Origin of the sequence: Novosphingobium sp. THN1, from assembly GCF_003454795.1 — a bacterium.
Classification (GTDB): domain Bacteria; phylum Pseudomonadota; class Alphaproteobacteria; order Sphingomonadales; family Sphingomonadaceae; genus Novosphingobium.
In genome coordinates, this window is record NZ_CP028347.1 from 2106552 (window position 1) to 2122659 (window position 16108).

14 protein-coding genes and 2 pseudogenes are annotated in these 16108 nt (G+C 63.4%); 10 read left to right on the forward strand and 6 right to left on the reverse strand.

Features of this window, described 5'->3' with window-relative positions; all coding sequences use genetic code 11:
* The first annotated feature begins 117 nt into the window (after window positions 1-117).
* Window positions 118-1074: an amidohydrolase family protein gene (locus tag C7W88_RS10545; RefSeq protein ID WP_205525164.1), complete on the forward strand. Its 957-nt coding sequence runs from the start codon at window positions 118-120 to the stop codon at window positions 1072-1074.
* A 62-nt stretch (window positions 1075-1136) separates the two neighbouring features.
* On the opposite strand, the gene rplI is transcribed toward C7W88_RS10545, so the two are convergent.
* From rplI to rpsF, 3 genes are read right to left on the reverse strand one after another with little or no spacing between them, the layout of a single operon-like run.
* Window positions 1137-1736, reverse strand: coding sequence for a 50S ribosomal protein L9 (gene rplI / locus C7W88_RS10550; RefSeq protein WP_118073496.1), 600 nt, complete (start codon window positions 1734-1736; stop codon window positions 1137-1139).
* Window positions 1737-1748: 12 nt separating this feature from the next.
* A complete protein-coding gene (gene rpsR, locus C7W88_RS10555) occupies window positions 1749-1973 on the reverse strand; it encodes a 30S ribosomal protein S18 (protein ID WP_011445073.1) in 225 nt (74 codons plus the stop codon).
* 3 nt (window positions 1974-1976) lie between these two features.
* Window positions 1977-2339 (reverse strand): 30S ribosomal protein S6, encoded by a 363-nt coding sequence (gene rpsF, locus C7W88_RS10560; protein ID WP_039334770.1) that lies wholly within the window; start codon window positions 2337-2339, stop codon window positions 1977-1979.
* Between the two features lie 206 nt (window positions 2340-2545).
* Between rpsF and C7W88_RS10565 the strand changes: the two genes are divergently transcribed.
* Window positions 2546-3322, forward strand: a complete 777-nt coding sequence (locus C7W88_RS10565) for an enoyl-CoA hydratase (protein WP_118073497.1) — start codon at window positions 2546-2548, stop codon at window positions 3320-3322.
* A 19-nt stretch (window positions 3323-3341) separates the two neighbouring features.
* On the opposite strand, the gene C7W88_RS10570 is transcribed toward C7W88_RS10565, so the two are convergent.
* Entirely contained in the window at window positions 3342-4499 is a 1158-nt protein-coding gene (locus tag C7W88_RS10570; RefSeq protein WP_118073498.1) for an acyltransferase family protein, read from the reverse strand.
* Between the two features lie 343 nt (window positions 4500-4842).
* Here C7W88_RS10570 and C7W88_RS10575 point away from each other — a divergent pair, with 343 nt between their 5' ends.
* Together C7W88_RS10575 and C7W88_RS10580 are read left to right on the forward strand one after the other, a co-directional pair.
* Entirely contained in the window at window positions 4843-6657 is a 1815-nt protein-coding gene (locus tag C7W88_RS10575; protein ID WP_240344542.1) for a bifunctional diguanylate cyclase/phosphodiesterase, read from the forward strand.
* 259 nt (window positions 6658-6916) lie between these two features.
* Window positions 6917-7858: a DUF808 domain-containing protein gene (locus C7W88_RS10580; protein ID WP_118073499.1), complete on the forward strand. Its 942-nt coding sequence runs from the start codon at window positions 6917-6919 to the stop codon at window positions 7856-7858.
* Window positions 7859-7870: 12 nt separating this feature from the next.
* On the opposite strand, the gene C7W88_RS10585 is transcribed toward C7W88_RS10580, so the two are convergent.
* On the reverse strand, window positions 7871-8239 hold the full coding sequence (locus C7W88_RS10585) for a hypothetical protein (protein WP_240344544.1): 369 nt from the start codon (window positions 8237-8239) through the stop codon (window positions 7871-7873).
* A gap of 221 nt (window positions 8240-8460) precedes the next feature.
* On the opposite strand from C7W88_RS10585, the gene C7W88_RS10590 reads away from it, so the two are divergent.
* Entirely contained in the window at window positions 8461-8994 is a 534-nt protein-coding gene (locus tag C7W88_RS10590) for a GNAT family N-acetyltransferase (protein ID WP_118073500.1), read from the forward strand.
* Between the two features lie 63 nt (window positions 8995-9057).
* Here the strand turns inward: C7W88_RS10590 and C7W88_RS10595 are convergent, their stop codons facing one another.
* Window positions 9058-10485 carry a Mur ligase family protein gene (locus C7W88_RS10595; RefSeq protein ID WP_118073501.1) on the reverse strand — a complete coding sequence of 476 codons (1428 nt, stop codon included), beginning with the start codon at window positions 10483-10485 and terminating at the stop codon, window positions 9058-9060.
* 152 nt (window positions 10486-10637) lie between these two features.
* Here C7W88_RS10595 and C7W88_RS10600 point away from each other — a divergent pair.
* From C7W88_RS10600 to C7W88_RS10620, 5 genes and pseudogenes are all read left to right on the forward strand, one after another.
* Window positions 10638-11392 (forward strand): annotated as a pseudogene (locus C7W88_RS10600) (LD-carboxypeptidase).
* A 73-nt stretch (window positions 11393-11465) separates the two neighbouring features.
* Window positions 11466-12401, forward strand: a complete 936-nt coding sequence (gene fabD, locus C7W88_RS10605) for an ACP S-malonyltransferase (protein WP_118073502.1) — start codon at window positions 11466-11468, stop codon at window positions 12399-12401.
* Window positions 12402-12405: 4 nt separating this feature from the next.
* A pseudogene (gene fabG / locus C7W88_RS10610) lies at window positions 12406-13169 on the forward strand (3-oxoacyl-[acyl-carrier-protein] reductase).
* A 201-nt stretch (window positions 13170-13370) separates the two neighbouring features.
* A complete protein-coding gene (gene dnaN, locus C7W88_RS10615; RefSeq protein WP_118073503.1) occupies window positions 13371-14498 on the forward strand; it encodes a DNA polymerase III subunit beta in 1128 nt (375 codons plus the stop codon).
* Window positions 14499-14652: 154 nt separating this feature from the next.
* Window positions 14653-16098, forward strand: a complete 1446-nt coding sequence (locus tag C7W88_RS10620; RefSeq protein ID WP_118073504.1) for a globin-coupled sensor protein — start codon at window positions 14653-14655, stop codon at window positions 16096-16098.
* Window positions 16099-16108: the final 10 nt, after the last annotated feature.

Consider the following 16108-nt stretch of genomic DNA (forward strand, 5'->3'; position numbering starts at 1 on the left):
GGCCAAACCAAACAGCTCTTGCGCGTTGACCGGGTTCGACTGATAACGCTGTCATACATTACTGGGAGAGCCACGAAGATGCGCCTTGGACTGAGTTCGCTTGCGATAATCGCGCTGATGGGAGCGGGCTCTGCCTCGGCCCAGAACACCACTGCTGCCGTGGCTCCGATCATCGACGTTCACATGCACGCCATGGCCGACGCGCCATGGGCGACGCCCGTGTGCCCGAACCAGGCCCGCTTCGAAGCCTCCGATCCGAAGAATGGGCCGGAAGCACCGTTCGGCTGGTCCAGCGAGGAGTGCTCGCCCAAGCTCTATCCGGCGCCGAAGGGCGAATACATGAAGGCCGTGCTGGCCGAAATGGAGCGGCTGAACGTGCGCGGCGTGGTGTTCGGCGATGTCGAGGCGGTCAAGAAGTGGCAGGCGGCGGCACCGTCGCGCGTCATTCCGGGCACAGCGTTCGGCCGGGTTGAAGGCAGCGATGCGGCCAAGCAGCTCAAGATGTTGGAAGTTGCCTTCACCAAGGACGGCTTCAAGGTCATGGGCGAGATCGGCCTGCAGTATGAAGGGATCTCGCCTTCGGACATGCGCGTCGATCAATATTTCGCGCTGGCCGAGAAGCTGGACATTCCGGTGGCGATCCACATGGGGACGGGCGGTTCGGGCCGGGCCAACATTGCCATGCCGACGTATCGCGGATCGATGGGTAACCCGCTGTTGCTGGAAGAGCTGCTGGCGCGACATCCGAAGCTACGGGTGCAGGTAATGCACGCAGGCTATCCGATGATCGACAACATGCTGACGCTGCTGCAGGCCAACAGCCATGTCTATGTCGATATCGCCGGCCTGATCTGGAGCTATCCCCGCAAGGATGTGAACCGCTATATCGAGCGGCTGGTCGATGCCGGCTTTGGCGATCGCGTGATGTACGGCACGGACCAGCTCGCCTGGCCGGGACTGATGGCCTACTCGATCGGGCTGATCCAGAACGCGGACTATCTCAGCCCCGAGCAGAAGCGCGACATTCTCTACAACAACGCCGCGCGCTTCCTGCGGCTTGAACCCGTGAAGTGAGGCCATAGAAAAAGGGGCGCCCCGAAGGACGCCCCCAATTCTGTTGCAAAAGCGATGAAGCCTCAGGCTTCGGTCGCTTCCTCGCCGCCTTCCAGCAGCTCGGCCGGGATTTCGCCCGGTTCTGCATTCGGGTCGTAGGCTTCGGTGAAGCCGCCGCTCTCGTTGTCGAACATTGCGTCGATGACGTTGACGCCCTTCGACTGCAGTTCGGCTTCGTCGGGCGAACGCGCGACGTTGACCTTGACGTTCACCGAGACTTCCGGGTGCAGCGAGACCTTGACGTCGTAGACGCCGAGGGTCTTGATCGGGCGTTCGAGCACGATCATGGCCTTGCTGACCTTGGCGCCCTGTTCGACCAGAGCGTCGGCGATGTCGCGAACCGAGACCGAGCCGTAAAGCTGGCCAGCGTTCGAAGCAGCGCGGATGAGCACGACTTCCTTGCCTTCGACGTTGCCCGATTCATTCTGGGCATCTTCGCGGCGGGCGGCGTTTTCGGCTTCGATGCGGGCGCGGTTGGCTTCGAAGACCTTGCGGTTGGCTTCGTTGGCGCGCAGTGCCTTCTTGTTGGGAAGAAGGAAATTGCGGGCGTAGCCGTCCTTCACGGTGACTTCGTCACCGATCGAACCCAGCTTCTCGATGCGCTCGAGCAGGATGATCTGCATGTTGGGCGCTCCTTACTTCACGATGTAGGGCAGGAGGCCGATGTGCCGGGCGCGCTTGATCGCCTGGCTCAGCTCACGCTGCTTCTTCGCCGAAACGGCGGTGATGCGCGACGGAACGATCTTGCCACGCTCGGACATGAAGCCCTGCAGCAGGCGCACGTCCTTGTAGTCGATCTTCGGCGCGTTCTTGCCCGAGAACGGGCAGCTCTTGCGGCGACGGAAAAACGGACGAGCCATGTCTTATTCCCCTTCGCGTTCGCGGCGACGGCTGCGCTCGCGATCGTTCTTGCGCATCATGACCGACGGGCCGGCTTCATGTTCGTCAACGCGGACGGTCATGTAGCGGATCACGTCTTCGTTGATCTGCGTCTGACGCTCGAGCTCGGCGATCACGTCGCCCGAAGCTTCGATGTTCAGCAGGACGAAGTGCGCCTTGCGGTTCTTCTGGATCTTGTATGCCAGCGAACGGAGGCCCCAGGTCTCGGTCTTGGTGACCTTGCCGTTGTTGCTCTCGACGATTTCGGTGGCGGCGGCCGCGAGCGTATCGACCTGAGCCTGGCTCAGATCCTGGCGCGCGAGAAAGACATGCTCGTAAAGCGGCATGCTTTGTGCTTCCTTATCTAACTAACCGATCGCTGGCTTGTCCGCGGGATTGCGGGGCCCCTCCGGCTTTCTTCGGTTTCACGGGACATCCCGCGAAGGGGCGGCGCATAGCGATTCTGGCGTGGAAAGCAAGCCTGAACTTGGGTTGCACTGGCTTGCCAGAGCCGACAACTTGCCTTTAATCGACTCCTTAAGGGAGATGCAGGATGCTCGTCAAAGTCGAACGCCACGATGGCGTGGCCGTGGTCACGCTCAACCGCCCGGAAGCGATGAACGCATTGTCTTCGGCTCTGCGCTCTGCACTGGCGCAGGTGATGCGGGATGTCGATGCCGACGATAGCATCCGCGCGGTCGTGCTGACAGGAGCGGGGGAGCGTGCATTCACTGCCGGGCTCGATCTCAAGGAGCTGGGGTCCGACACCTCCAAGCTGGGCGATGCCAACGCCGGGGAAGCCGAGCGCAATCCGGTCAAGGCGGTGGAGCACTGCCGCAAGCCGGTGATCGGCGCGATCAACGGCGTGGCCATCACCGGCGGCTTCGAACTGGCGCTGGCATGTGACGTGCTGATTGCCAGCGAGAACGCGCGCTTTGCCGATACCCATGCGCGCGTTGGCATCATGCCGGGGTGGGGCCTGTCGCAGAAGCTGTCGCGGATAATCGGCATATCGCGGGCCAAGGAGCTTTCGCTGACGGGCAACTTCATCGGGGCCGAGCAGGCCTGCGCATGGGGGCTGGTCAACCGGGTGGTTCCGGCGGCAGACCTTCTCGCAACCTGCATTGCGCTGGCGCAGGACATGGCGAGCATCGAGCCGCGTATGACCATGGCTTACAAGGCCCTGATCGGCGACGGCTATGCTTTGCCCCTCGGTGAGGTACTGGCGCTTGAAGGCCAGGTTTCCCGTGCGATGAATGGGAAGGTTGAGGCGGGCGAAGTCGAGGCTCGCCGCCGTGCGGTGATGGAGCGAGGCCGCACGCAAAGGTAAAGCGTGCCTGCGATGCTCGTCAGGAGCGCGCGGGTGAAACCGGCGCGGCAGCAGAGGCGGCTTGCTTCAATGGCGCGCCACAGAACAGGATCGAGGTCAGGTTGGTGGTGCGGACGGCGAGGTAGCTCAACACCGCCAGCAGCAGGACGGCGGCTGCGCTGACCAGCCATTGCGCTTCGGCGGGCAGGGGCAACGCCCGTGCCTGCGGCAGGACGATCATCGCCCAGACAAGGTGGAAGAGATAGATCGCCAGCGCACCGTCGACGAAGAAGGTGACGACCTTGCTCGGCCCTCTCACCGCCCAGGCCAGCAGGCGGAACAGAGCCAGCGACATGAGATAGGCCAGCGGCAGTTCGAGCGCGCGCAGGGTCAGCGTCCCTGCGAGATTGGGGTAGATTTCCTTGCAGAGCGCGGGTCGGATAAGCGGATCGAGCGGGACGTATGGCACCAGCAGAACCACGATGCCAGGGATGATCCAGCGGCTGCGCAGCGCGAAGATCCTCTCGCCAAGCTGGCCGTGCCACGCCAGCACGCCAAGCGCGAAACCCGCCGCGTGGAACACGTATTGCTGCCACAGCAGGGTTTCGCTCGGTGCGTTCGGGATGGGCGGGACCTGTTCGAGTGCGTAACGCAACAGGCCCCACAGCGCGAGGGAAGCCAGTAGTATCAGCGCTCCGGGGCCTTCGAGCAGCATGGCGCGCTGGACGCCGGAGCCGGGCCGCAAGCGCTGCATCGGTACGGCGGCGTATGTGACGCAGAAGCCCAGCAGCACGACCAGAAACCACAGATGATCGAGCGCCAAGGGCAGGCCGAGAAACATCGGCGATGACTTGTGCAGCAGCAGGTCCTGCAGGTGGAACTGCAGAGCGCCGAGAGTGAGAAGGCTCGCCGCGAATGGCAGGCCAAGCCGCCGGGTCCGCTCCGCCAGCCACGCCTTCGTGCCTTTCCGCTCGCGGATCATGCCGGCAAAGTACCCGGCCAGCATGAAGAACGCGAACATGCGGAACACATGGGTGAGAGACGCCAAACCACCGATCAGCAGCGACTGCTGAAAGTCCACTGCGGGCGGCGTGCTCTCGAAGATTGCCTTGGTGGCAACGTGAAACGGCAGGCCCAGCAGCAGCAGCAAGGCGCGGGCGGCATCGAGATGGTGCAGGCGTTTCGCGGGCGAGGACATTGTCGCGCTTTAGCGGCTCACACCCGTCTAAGCGAGATAGGCATTCCCATCCGTGGCATCTTGGACTGAGGGCGGGCGTTAGGGTGAAAGTAACCACCACCGTCTAGTCTGACACGCTGAAAATCCTGCAACTTTTGCTTGAACGAAACTGTCTGATGGTCAGAGGCATATTCAGGGGCTGGGAAGGCAGGGGACTTCTGCAAGTGCAGACAGCTCTTCGGCGAAGACCCCTGTCAGCTCGCCAGCGTCCGATCACGTCGATTCAGCGGTCCGGCTTGCGGTTCTCGACGGGTTCGAAGAGGGCGGTCTCGGCTGGCTCTGGGCCACGGACGGCGAGGGCCGGTTGCGTTATATCACGCAGACGATTCTCGACCACGCCCAGTCTTATATCGGGCGCCCGTTCACGAGCGTGGTCGAAACCGACAGCAGCGCGGCTGCCGGCCAGCCGTCGCGTTCGCTGGCCTTCCAGTTTTCTGCCCACAGCCGGATATCCGATGTCATCGTGCGCTTTGCCGTCCGCCGGGATGACCAGCGCTGGTGGTCCTTGTCGGGACAGCCAAGGTACACGCCGGAGGGCACGTTCACCGGTTACGTGGGCTTTGCCCGTGACGTGACGCAGGAATATGCGCGACAGCGAGAGGATGAACGCGCCGCCGAGTTCGACTCGCTGACAGGCCTCTTCAATCGGCATCGCATGACGCGCAGGCTGGATGCCATTCTGGCGGCCTACCGCGCCTCCGGTCGGTGTTGCAGCCTGCTGATGCTCGATCTCGACAAGTTCAAGCACGTCAACGATACGATGGGGCATCCCGCCGGGGACGAACTGCTGCGCCAGGTGGCCGATCGCTTGCGCAAGGTCGTCGGGGATCGTGGCGATATCGGCCGCCTGGGTGGCGACGAGTTCCAGGTCATCCTCCCGGATATCGAAGATCGTGGCCGTCTGGGCGAGATCGCCTCCAAACTGATCCAGATGATTTCGCAGCCCTATGCCATTGATGGCAAGCGAGCGGTCATCGGCACTTCGGTCGGCGTTGCCGTGGCTCCCTACGATGGCGACGACCGCGAGACGCTGGTGGCATCGGCCGACCTTGCCCTCTATGCCGCCAAGAACGGCGGTCGCGGGCAATTCCGCTTCTTTTCGGCCGAGCTCAAGGACGAGGCGCAGGAGCGCACGATCCTTACCGAAGATCTGCGCGAAGCACTGGGGCGCGGTGAACTGGAATTGCATTACCAGCCTGTCGTCCGGATTGCCGACAACTACGTGGTGGGATTCGAGGCGCTGATGCGCTGGAATCACCCCGAGCGGGGAGCGATTGCGCCCTCGGTGTTCATTCCGATCGCCGAAGAGAGCAACCTGATCGTTCCCCTGGGCGAATGGGCCTTGCGGCAGGCCTGCTCCGATGCGGCGAAATGGCCCGACAACGTGCGCGTGTCCGTCAATGTCTCGGCCGTGCAATTTGCCGTGTCCGGCTTCGTCAATGCAGTGGCATCTGCAGTGGCGACAAGCGGGATCGATCCGGAACGGCTGGAGCTCGAACTGACCGAAACCGTGTTCATGCGGGACAGTGAAGCTGTCGACGAAGTTTTCGCTTCACTGAAAGGGCTGGGCGTGCGTCTGGCGCTGGACGATTTCGGCACGGGGTACTCTTCGCTCAGCTATCTGCGTTCGGCTCCGTTCGACAAGCTCAAGATCGACCGCAGCTTTGTCGAGACCTGCGCGGCGAAAGACAACAACAGCGCCAAGATCATCTCGGCGATCATCGGTCTGGCCGAGGCGCTGGGCATGGAGACGACGGTTGAAGGCGTCGAGGCGTTCGACCAGCTCGACGTGGTGAAGAAGCGCGGGGCGAAGCTTGTGCAGGGGCATCTCTTTGCCCGCGCCATGCCCCTGGCCGAAGTGGAGAGCAGGCTCGAGAGCGGCGATCTGAACCTTGAACCCAACGGTCCCAGGCGGCACCGTCCGGAGAGAAGGTCGGTCTTCCGCCGTGTGACGGTGATCCACGAGGACCACCGCTACGAGGCCGTCATGCGCGACCTTTCACGGACCGGTGCACGGATCGACGGGTTGCTGGGCGTGCCTGTGGGGACCAGCCTTGTCGTCGATCTGGGCGGGGGCAACTGGTCGTCTCGATGGTGGTGCGTTCCGAGGAGGCGGTGATCGGCGTCGAATTCGAACAGCCCTTGACGAGCGATGGTGCTGGCGGCCTGTGCACGCGTCATCGGGTGCCGCCGTCTACGCTACAAGCCGCTGGCGCTGCTACCGAGCCGAAAGGCAAGCCGCGCTTTATCCAGGTCGCTGTGCCCGGCTCGCGAGAGAGAACCTGACAAAATTGCGCTGAACGGGACCCTTGCACTCGTCTCGTCGTTCCCGCACATCGAACTTTCGAATTTCCGCCTCTGCAAGGATCCCAACCAGAATGCCTACCGGCCTTGTCGCCCTGCTTGACGACGTGTCCGTCATCGCCCGTGCCGCTGCTGCCTCGCTTGACGATGTGAGCGCGGCTGCCGCAAAGGCTGGCACGAAGGCTGCGGGGGTGGTGATCGACGACGCAGCCGTCACGCCTTCGTACGTGACCGAGTTCACCCCGGATCGCGAACTGCCGGTCATCGCGCGGATTGCCAAGGGCAGCCTGTTCAACAAGCTGGTGATCCTGCTGCCCGCAGCATTGCTCTTGAGCGCGTTCCTGCCGTGGGCGATCACGCCCTTGCTGATGGCCGGGGGTCTGTTCCTCTGCTTCGAGGGTGCCGAGAAGCTCCTGGAGAAGCTGGGCGGCGAGAAGCATGGCGAAACCCTTGAGGATCAGCCCGCCGACGCCGCATCATTCGAGAACGAGCGCGTTTCCGGTGCAGTGCGGACCGACCTGATCCTGTCGGCCGAGATCATGGCGATCGCCCTGGCCGAAGTGGCCGATCAGGGCATCGTACAGCAGGCGCTGATCCTGGCACTCGTCGGCGTGGTCATAACCATCGCGGTCTATGGCACCGTCGGCCTCATCGTGAAGATGGACGATATCGGACTGCATCTTGTGAAGCGGACCTCGGCCGCGGCCAAGGCCATCGGCGGATTTCTTCTGCGGGCGATGCCAGTGTTGCTGGCAGTGCTGGCCACGGTCGGCACGGCGGCCATGCTCTGGGTTGGCGGCGGCATCATCCTCCATGGGCTGGAGGTGCTGGGCGTCCCGGGGCCGGCACACTTGGCGCATGAGGCGCAGCACTGGGTGGAACAGGCAACGGGCGCACTGGGCGGAGTGCTCGGCTGGCTTACCTACGCCGTACTTTCTGCCCTTGTCGGCGTGGTGCTGGGCGCGATCGTCGCCTTTGTCGTGCATGCCATTGGCAAGGCCCGCGGCAAGCACTGATCCCAAATGGCATCACGCGGCAAAGCGTATCGGCGCCGGCTTGGGCGGATGACCCTCGCGATAGTGACGAATGGCAAATTCGCTGACGAGCCGTTCGAACACGGCATCGTGAAGACGATGTTCGAACTCGAGACCTGACACGCGGTCCCGGCTCCACACCACGAACGCGAGCTTGGGCTGCAGTCCGGGCAGCATGAGGTAGATTGGCTCATCGATCCGCAGCTTGTCCAATCCCTCGATGCGCGCACCGTATGGATTGAGATCCTTAAGCATAACCGTTGACCGTTTTGTCCCGTGCTTGCACCGCACGGGAAGCTCGATGCCGACGCGCGATGCACGGCGCTGTGCGTCATACTCGTCAGAACCAGTTTCCAGCCACATGAGCGAACCTCCTCTTGCGTTAACCACATGCGGAAGGACGGCTGGAAGCGGTGGGGATTCAGGGCGCTAGGTGTTTCCCCGCAGGAGGTGCGCAGCAGCGCAAGTGGCTCTGCGTTGTTTGCAAGCGGCAAGCCTCGCCCCGTTGCGCTGAATCAAGGTTGGCGTGGCGAGCGATGGTAATCTCTGGCCCAACACACTGGCACACCCAAGGAGATCATCCCATGACCGCCACGACCCTCGCCGACCTTGCTCCGGTCCGCCCGTATGAGACCCGCGATGGCACCCGGCTCGACGTGCGAGCAGCCTTCGCCGAGGATGAGCAAGCGCTTGAGGCATTCTTCGCCGCAGTCAGCGACGATGACCGCCGCTTCCGCTTTCTGGCGGCAAGCCGGCATGTGGGGCACGAGCAGCTCGCTCCGCTGACTCATTGCGATCACTGGCGCACGGAAAGCTTTCTGGCTTTCGAGCATGAAACCGGGGTGCTGGTCGCTTCTGCCATGCTTGCTTGCGATGCCGCGATGGAGACCGGCGAGATCGCCGTTTCGATCCGCAGCGATTTCCGCGGCCGAGGCATCGGTTGGGCGATGCTTGATCTGCTCGGGCAGGAAGCGCGCAAGCGCGGGCTCAAGCGCGTGATCTCGATCGAGGACCGCGACAACCATGCAGCAATCGAGCTTGAACGCGAACGCGGCTTCCGTCCTCTTGGCATTGATGGTGACCCGCACCTCGTGCTGCTGGAAAAGCGCTTCGACTGATTTTGCCCTCGGGTCGCATCGAGGGGCGGACGTGGTGCTGCAGCCGCGTCCGCCATATCCAAGTCACGTCAATCGCGTCAGGATTTCGTGGGCAAAGCTGGAAAGCGTGTCGTCGCGCGCGCCCATGATCACCACCCGATCACCCGGACGGGCGAGGGCGGTGATCCGTGCCGCGCAGTCGTCGCGCAAGGGAATGTATTCGGCCTGGCCGCCATGTTCGCGGATCAGGGCGACGATCCGCTCGGAGCCGACCGAACGGTCGACCGTACCGCCGAAATAGACCGGATCGCACAGGATCGACACGTCGCCCGAGGACAGGCGCGTGGCAAGAACCTCTGCCAGTTCATGCCCCATCTGGCGCAAGGGGCCATATCCGTGCGGTTGGAAGAACGCGATCACCCGGCCTGGATGGGCTTTCAGCGTGGCAAGTGTTGCCGCAACCTTCTCGGGATTATGACCGAAGTCGTCGATCACGGTAATCCCGGAAGGTGAGGTGCCGACAATATCGAAACGGCGGGCAAGGCCGGAGAAGGTGGCGAGGTGGCCAACCGCTTCTCCGAGCGGCACGCCCGCGGCCTTGGCTGCTGCCAACGCGGCAAGGGCATTGGCAAGATTGTGCCGCCCGGGAATCCGCAGCGCAATCGGCCATGTCTCGCCGGTGGCTCTATCGAGGATGCCGGCGGCAATGGAAGTGGGCTGCTCGATGATGGAGCCAGCTTCAACCGAGATATCCGCGCTGGCCGCAAAGCCGAAGGTCAAGGTCTGGCGACCGCGATCCAGCAGGGCGAGGCTCTCGGGATCATCGGCGTTGACTACCGATATCGCGGCGCGTGCCAGGAAGGCGCCAAACAGCTCGCGCAGTTCTTCCAGGCTCTTGTGATCGAGACTGACGTTGTTGAGCACTGCAATCGTGGGGTTATAGAGTGCGATCGAGCCATCGCTCTCGTCCACTTCCGAAACGAAGACGCCGCCTGTGCCGACCCGCGCCGAAGCAAACGGCGCGTCCGGGGCGACGAAGTTCTTCATCACTGCGCCATTCATGATTGTCGGGTCGCGTTCGGCTGCGGTCATGATCCAGCCAATCATGCCCGTGACGGTTGACTTGCCGCTCGTCCCGCCCACGGCGATGCTCTGCGGTGCCGCATTGAACAGCGCTGAAAGAAGTTGCGCGCGTGACATCCGCTCACAGCCCAGCTCTTTCGCGCGGACCACTTCGGGTACGGTGTCCTCGACCGCTGCCGAGGCGACCAGTACCTGCCTTGCCGACACCATGCCCGAGCCGTCCTGCGCAAACAGGTCGATGCCAAGGCTTTCCAGCCAGGCGAATTTTTCAGGCGTGCGTCCCTGGTCGCGGCTACGGTCCGATCCGGCGACGCGCGCGCCCATGCCTCGCAGGATCAGCGCGAGAGGCAGCATCCCTGAGCCGCCAATTCCGCAGAAGAACCAGTCACGCGCAGTCAGGTTGGTGGAGGCATCGGAGGCGATCGTCATGCTGCTGCGGTATGCGTCTGCAGCGCCGGTGACAACCGTTCGATTGCCGCTTTTACCGCAGCCGTGAAACGGGCTAGGGATGGGGGGTGACCAGACGCATCGCCATCTGCGCCCCATCCACGCCGTTCACGCGCGAAGACGCTGCGCGGGTCATGGCCTTGGCACATGCCGAGTTTCCGGGGCTGGATCTGGTGTTTCACGATCAGTGTTTTGCCAGCGAAGGGCATTTTGCCGGCCCTGACGAGGTGCGCCTTGAGGCCTTCGTAGCCTGTGCCAACGACCCTGCTTTCGACGCGGTGTGGTTCGTGCGGGGGGGTACGGCGCCAATCGGATCGCCATGGATGCCCTGCCGTTGCTGGAAGCTCCGGCTTACGACAAGCAATACCTCGGCTATTCCGATGGCGGGACCTTGCTGGCATCGCTCTTCCGTGCCGGAATCGGCCAGAGCGTCCATGCGCCGATGCCGGTCGATCTGCGGCGCGAAGGCGGCGAGGTTGCGGTGCGCAGGACGCTGTCCTGGCTGCAGGGCGATCCGGCAGGGGTCGAGCCATCGTTGGCCGATGGCCAACCTGCCGTCGCGTTCAACCTGATGACGCTTGCCATGCTGTGCGGCACGCCGCTTCTGCCGGACCTGCGCAATCATGTCGTGATGGTGGAAGAGGTGGCCGAGTACCACTACGCGGTCGACCGGCTGCTCTTTCACGTGACGAATTGCCTGGCGCTTGCAGGAATCGCTGGCCTTCGCCTTGGCCGGATCAGCCAGGTGCCGGAGAATGACCGGCCTTTCGGATGGGCGGTAGAAGAGATGGTCCACCATTGGTGCGCGAAGACCGGCATCGCTTATCTGGGGGCGGCGGATATCGGGCATGACGTTGACAACAAGATCGTGCCCTTCGGGCTTGCCTGATACAGATCGCGGCAATAGGGCGCGCCACCACGAAAAGGCTGCAAGGCAGACCGGCAGGACTTAGGAGACTTCGATGCGATCATTCGTTTTTCCGGGGCAGGGCAGCCAGAAGGTCGGCATGGGCCTTGAGCTTGCCGAGGCCAGCGCTGCTGCCCGCGAAGTGTTCGAGGAAGTTGACGACGCGCTCGGCCAGAAGCTCTTCCAGATCATGAAGGAAGGGCCGGAGGATGTCCTCACCCTCACCGAGAATGCGCAGCCTGCGATCATGGCAAATGCCATGGCCGCGCTGCGCGTGCTGGAAAAGGAAGGCGGCATCACCCTGGCCGAGAAGGCCGATTTCGTGGCCGGGCACAGCCTTGGCGAATATACTGCGCTTTGCGCGGCGGGCGCGTTCAGCCTTGCCGACACGGCCCGCCTGCTGAAGCTGCGCGGCCAGTCGATGCAGGCTGCGGTGCCGGTCGGGCAGGGCGCGATGTGCGCATTGCTTGGTGCCGACATTGAGAAAGCCACCGCTCTTGCCGAAGCTGCTGCCGAGGGCGAAGTCTGTACTGTCGCCAACGACAACGACCCGACGCAGGTCGTGCTTTCCGGTCACAAGGCCGCGATCGAGCGCGCGGTGGCGATGGTCAAGGATCACGGCATCAAGCGCGGCGTGCTGCTGCCCGTCTCGGCGCCATTCCACTGCCCGCTGATGCAGCCTGCCGCCGATGCCATGGCCGAAGCATTTGAAAAGACGCCGCCGTCCGCGCTGCGCGTCGCGCTGTTCGCCAACGTCACCGCCGCAGTCGTGACCGACCCCGCCGAAGTGAAGCGCCTGCTGGTCGAGCAGGTCACCGGCCGTGTCCGCTGGCGCGAGAGCGCGATCGCGATGAAGGATGCCGGCGTCGAGCAGTTCGTCGAACTCGGCGGAAAGGTTCTTGGACCCATGATCAACCGCTCCGTCGCCGACGTCTCCGTCACCAGCGTCATCGGCATGGCCGACATCGAAGCCATCCTCAAGGAGCTCTGAGCCCATGGAAAACCGTCTTTTCGACCTCAGCGGCATGACCGCGCTCGTCACCGGCGCTGCCGGGGCATCGGCTCATCGATCTGCCATGCGCTGGCCAGGCAGGGCGCCCGCATCGCTCTGTCGGGCACCAATCCCGCCAAGCTGCGCGCCTTCCGCGAGGAGCTGAACGACACATACGGTCACGATCACGTCGAGATTACCTGCGACCTGTCGAACACCGAGCAGGTCGAGCATCTCGTTCCGGCGGCGATGGACACGCTGGGCAAGCTCGACATCCTGGTCAACAACGCCGGCATCACGCGCGACAACCTCGCCATGCGGATGAAGGACGAGGAATGGGATGCGGTGATCCGCGTCAACCTCGAAGCCGCGTTCCGCCTGATGCGCGCGGCGACCAAGCCGATGATGAAGGCGCGCTTTGGCCGCATCGTCACCATCACCAGCGTTGTCGGTGCAACGGGCAATCCCGGCCAGGTCAATTATGCAGCGGCCAAGGCCGGCCTTGTCGGCATGTCGAAGTCGCTGGGCCAGGAACTGGCGAGCCGCGGCGTGACCGTGAACTGCGTCGCGCCCGGTTTCATCCGCACGGCGATGACCGACGTCCTGCCCGATGGCCAGAAGGACGCGCTCAATGCGCGCATACCGATGGGCAGGATGGGCGAAGGTTCGGACATCGGCGCCGCCGTCGCCTATCTCGCCTCGAAGGAGGCGGGCTATGTCACCGGCCAGACGCTGCACGTCAACGGCGGCATGGCGATGATGTCGTAATGCTCTCCTGAGCCCCGCCACAGGCTGATTCTGGCGGTTTTATCCCCAACTTAGGGGACAAGGGCGGGGCCGGTGCTTGCCGAGTCCCGCCTCTGCGTTAAGACAGATAGTCCGAACCAAACGCCGGGGAGCGTGATTCCCCGGTTCAGCCATATTCACGGGGCAGGGCCGTCCGGCCGCTCCCGGGGGATCGAGACGAGAATGAAGGCGACGATCGAACGCGCGACGCTCCTGCGCTGCCTGTCCCACGTCCAGTCGGTGGTTGAGCGTCGGAACACGATTCCGATCCTGTCCAACGTGCTGATCGAGGCTGCGCCCGACAGCACGGTCCGCCTCATGGCGACCGACCTCGATCTCCAGATCGTCGAGACCATGGCCGCCGTCTCGGTCGAAAGCCCGGGCGCGATCACTGTCTCGGCGCACCTGCTGTTCGATATTGCGCGCAAGCTTCAGGATGGCTCGCAGGTCAGCCTCGAAACGTCCGACAATCGCATGATCGTCAAGGCGGGCCGCAGCCGCTTCCAGCTGCCGACGCTGCCGCGCGATGATTTCCCGGTGATCGTCGAGGGTGACCTGCCCACCAGCTTCGAGGTTCCGGCGCGCACGCTGGCCGAACTGATCGACCGCACCCGCTTCGCGATCTCGACCGAAGAGACGCGCTATTACCTCAACGGCATCTTCCTGCACGTTTCGGACGATGCGCAGCCCGTTCTCAAGGCCGCCGCCACCGATGGCCACCGTCTTGCCCGCTTCACCATCGCGCGCCCCGAAGGCGCCGAGGGCATGCCGGATGTGATCGTGCCGCGCAAATGCGTGGGCGAACTGCGCAAGCTGCTGGAAGAAGTGCTCGATTCCGCCGTCCTGATCGACCTTTCGGCCAGCAAGGTGCGCTTCACCCTTGGTGGCGAAAACGGCGTTGTGCTCACCAGCAAGCTGATTGATGGCACCTTCCCGGATTACAGCCGCGTGATCCCGACGGGCAACGACAAGCTGCTCAAGCTCGATCCGCGTTCGTTCTTCGAAGGCGTCGATCGCGTGGCAACCATCGCCACTGAAAAGACCCGCGCCGTGAAGATGGCGCTGGAGAACGATCGCGTGACGCTCTCGGTCACCAGCCCGGACAATGGCACCGCCGCCGAAGAGCTTCCGGCCAGCTACGCTGCCACTGGCTTCGAGATCGGCTTCAATGCCAACTATCTCAAGGACATCCTCAGCCAGATCGACGGCGACACGGTCGAACTGCACCTTGCCGATGCTGGTGCGCCAACGCTCATCCGCCGCGATGAGAAGTCGCCGGCACTCTACGTGCTGATGCCGATGCGCGTCTGATAGTCCGCCAGCAAGCGGCTGGGCGAGGCGCCCAGCGTTTGCTGAAACTAGGTTAATTTGGGCGTTCCTGCTCCTTAAGTAGCGCCACTCTTGGACCAATTACCGTATTTGAAGTGGCGGATGACATGTTCGGTCTCATACAGGAGTACCGAGCATGTCGAGTTCCTACGATCCGCAGGCAGTGGCCAAGAAGCTGGCCTTCTTCAATATCGGCAGCGATGATCTGGCGCGCTTTCCGGAGATCGCATCGGCGCTGCGCAAGCATGCCCCGCCTGCTCTGGACAACCTTTACGACCAGATCTCGGCGACTCCGGAGACGTCTCGCTTCTTCGGTTCGCGCGCCGCGATGAACCACGCTCGCGACAAGCAGATCGACCACTGGGCCGGGATGTTTGGCGGTTCTGTCGACAAGACCTACTTCGACAGCGCCGAGCGGATCGGTAACGTGCACGCCCGGATCGGACTGGAGCCGGGTTGGTACATCGGGGCCTATGCCTCCGTGCTTGAGAACATCGTCAACAAGATGTTCGCGGGCTTCACGGCAATCTTCCGTCGTCGGCAATTGGCCAAGTCTGTCGGTTCCATGATCAAGATGGCGCTGCTGGACATGGAGGTGGCGCTTTCGACATATTTCAAGGCCGAGGAAGCAGCGCGCGTTGCGGTGATCGACGAAGTGAGCGCAACCCTGCGCGCCATGGCCGAAGGTGATTTTGCCACTCCGGTGCCGGATTTGCCGACCGCGTTTGCGGAACTGCAGAAGCATCTCGACGGCATGCGGGTCCAGGTGTCAGGCGTCTTGCGCAACGTGGCCGACACATCCGGCTCAGTCGACGTCGGGGCCAAGCAGATCCGCCAGGCTTCCGACGATCTTGCGCGCCGTACCGAGCAGCAGGCGGCAAGCCTGGAAGAAGCGTCTGCAGCGGTTACCGCGCTGGCTTCGACCGTCAATACCACGGCAGGCGATGCGGCGCACATGCACGATTCGGTGCAGCAGGCGCATGGTGAGGCGATGCGGGGCGGCGAAGTCGTCAGCGAAGCGGTCCAGGCCATGAACGATATTCACAATTCGGCGCAGGAAATCGGCAAGATCATCTCGGTCATCGATGGCATCGCGTTCCAAACAAACCTGCTTGCGCTGAACGCGGGCGTAGAGGCGGCCCGTGCAGGAGATGCCGGCCGGGGATTCGCAGTGGTGGCGACAGAGGTTCGCGCGCTGGCGCAGCGGACTGCGGACGCAGCGCGCGATATCAAGCACCTGATCACGGCCAGTTCGACCCAGGTGGAGCGGGGCGTAAGCCTCGTGGGGCAGACCGGCGATACATTCGCCCTGATCGTGGAGCAGGTCGGCCACGTCGCCCAGCTTGCCAGCAGCATCGCGGCGATGGCGCAGGATCAGGCCGGCAGCATTGGCCAGGTTCGCGAGACCGTGCGGGAAATGGACACCATGACCCAGCAGAACGCAGCGATGGTCGAGCAAGCCACGGCAGCGGCTCGAAGTCTGGCGGGCGAGGCCAACCGCCTGTCTTCTCTGGTTTCGCAATTCAGGCTTGAGGGCAACTTCGGCCATTCAGCGAATGCCTCGTTCCGCAACGCTGCCTGAATGTGCATGA